Origin of the sequence: Streptomyces sp. RP5T, assembly GCF_003933965.1 — a bacterium.
Classification (GTDB): domain Bacteria; phylum Actinomycetota; class Actinomycetes; order Streptomycetales; family Streptomycetaceae; genus Streptomyces.
In genome coordinates, this window is the sequence record NZ_RSAJ01000876.1 from 1 (window position 1) to 2,540 (window position 2,540).

At 70.6% G+C, this 2,540-nt stretch carries 2 protein-coding genes; both read left to right on the plus strand.

All coding sequences use genetic code 11. The annotated features are described in order from the left end of the window. Positions 1-1,777 (plus strand): DEAD/DEAH box helicase (locus EHS43_RS42335; protein ID WP_148104272.1); only part of this gene is annotated, 1,777 nt, incomplete at its 5' end. Between the two features lie 307 nt (positions 1,778-2,084). Then, positions 2,085-2,540: IclR family transcriptional regulator (locus tag EHS43_RS42340; protein WP_125195785.1), on the plus strand; the 456-nt coding region annotated here is incomplete at its 3' end.

The following is a 2,540-nucleotide window of genomic DNA, read 5'->3' on the forward strand; positions in this document are numbered from 1 at the left end:
TCCATCGCCCCTTGCTGCCACGCACGCAGCTTGCTGGCGGGCCCCCTGGGGCACCGCCAGCAAGCTGCGTGCGTGGCAGCAAGGGGCGATGGAGAAGTACATCCAGGAGCAGCCGCGTGACTTCCTGGCCGTCGCGACGCCGGGGGCCGGCAAGACGACCTTCGCGCTCACGCTCGCGTCCTGGCTGCTGCACCACCACGTCGTGCAGCAGGTGACCGTCGTCGCGCCCACCGAGCATCTGAAGAAGCAGTGGGCCGAGGCGGCGGCGCGGATAGGGATCAAGCTGGATCCCGAGTACAGCGCCGGGCCGCTCGGCAAGGACTACCACGGCGTCGCCGTCACGTACGCGGGTGTGGGCGTAAGGCCCATGCTGCACCGCAACCGGGTCGAGCAGCGCAAGACCCTCGTCATCCTCGACGAGATCCACCACGCCGGTGACTCCAAGTCGTGGGGCGAGGCCTGTCTGGAGGCCTTCGAGCCGGCCACCCGCAGGCTCGCCCTCACCGGTACGCCGTTCCGGTCCGACACCAACCCCATCCCCTTCGTGACGTACGAGGAGGGCAACGACGGGATCCGCAGGTCGGCCGCCGACTACACCTACGGGTACGGCAACGCGCTGGCCGACCACGTCGTGCGGCCCGTCATCTTCCTCTCCTACAGCGGGCAGATGCGGTGGCGGACCAAGGCCGGTGACGAGATCGCCGCGCGGCTCGGCGAGCCCATGACCAAGGACGCGATCAGCCAGGCCTGGCGTACGGCCCTGGATCCGCGCGGTGAGTGGATGCCGAGTGTGCTGCGCGCCGCCGACCAGCGGCTCACCGAGGTGAGGAAGGCCATCCCGGACGCCGGGGCGCTCGTCATCGCCTCCGACCAGGACTCCGCCCGCGCCTACGCCAAGCTGATCCGCGAGATCACCGGCAGCAAGGCGACTCTCGTCCTTTCCGACGACGCCGGCGCGTCCAAGCGGATCGACGACTTCAGCGAGAGCAACGACCGGTGGATGGTCGCCGTGCGGATGGTGTCGGAGGGCGTCGACGTCCCCCGGCTGGCGGTCGGCGTGTACGCCACCACCATCTCCACGCCCCTCTTCTTCGCCCAGGCCGTCGGCCGTTTCGTACGGTCCCGGCGGCGCGGCGAGACCGCCTCCGTGTTCCTGCCGACCGTGCCCGACCTGCTCACCTTCGCCAACGAGATGGAGGTGGAACGGGACCACGCCCTCGACAAGCCGAAGAAGGAGGGCGAGGAGGACCCGTACGCCGAGTCCGAGAAGGAGATGGAGGAGGCGAACAAGGAGCAGGACGAGGACACCGGCGAGCAGGAGCAGTTCGCCTTCGAGGCGCTGGAGTCCGAGGCCGTCTTCGACCGTGTGCTCTACGACGGCGCCGAGTTCGGCATGCAGGCGCACCCGGGGAGCGAGGAGGAGCAGGACTACCTCGGCATCCCGGGCCTCCTCGAACCCGACCAGGTGCAGCTCCTGCTGCAGAAGCGGCAGGCCCGGCAGATCGCGCACAGCCGCAAGAAACCGGACACCGAGGCGGACCTGCTGGAGCTGCCCGCCGAGCGGCGGCCCGTCGTCTCCCACAAGGAGATGATGGAGCTGCGCAAGCAGCTCAACACCATGGTCAGCGCCTACGTCCACCAGAGCGGCAAGCCCCACGGCGTCATCCACACCGAGCTGCGCCGGGTCTGCGGCGGGCCGCCGAGCGCCGAGGCCACGGCCGGGCAGCTGCGGCAGCGGATCGCCAAGGTGCAGGAGTGGGCCACCCGGATGCGGTGACGGCGGGACACCTGCCCCGGCGGTCGGCAACCGACCGTACGTATCAGGACAAACGGAGTGGTCCGTACCGGCTGATGCCCGGATTCTGGACGGAGGCTTCCGCTGAGCGAACCCGCTTCGCTACTGTCCCGCTACGCACACGCCCCGTGGCAGCGCCGCCGCGGAGCGCAGCCGTGAAGCGACGCGGCCCGGAAAGAGACCGGGCCGCCGGCCGATCGGCGGCCTCTGAAGCGCGTCACTGACGGGACTCGGTGACGCAACCGCCGCGAGGGGGCTGCCGACCTCACCACCTGGAGGAGTGGGCGTCGTGACCGCGGAGACCTCTCAGACGCTTGACCGGGGACTGCGTGTCCTCAAGCTCCTGGCCGACACGGACCACGGGCTCACCGTCACCGAGCTTTCCAACAAACTGGGCGTGAACCGGACCGTCGTGTACCGGTTGTTGGCCACGCTGGAGCAGCACGCCCTCGTACGACGCGATCTCGGTGGCCGTGCCCGGGTGGGGCTCGGGGTGCTGCGACTCGGCCGGCAGGTGCATCCGCTGGTACGGGAGGCCGCGCTGCCCGCGCTGCGGTCGCTCGCGGAGGACATCGGGGCGACGGCCCACCTCACGTTGGTGGACGGGGCCGAGGCTCTGGCCGTGGCCGTCGTGGAACCCACGTGGACGGACTACCACGTGGCCTACCGGGCGGGTTTCCGGCATCCGCTGGACCGGGGCGCCGCGGGGCGGGCGATCCTCGCCGCCCGGCAGCAGGGGTTCGGG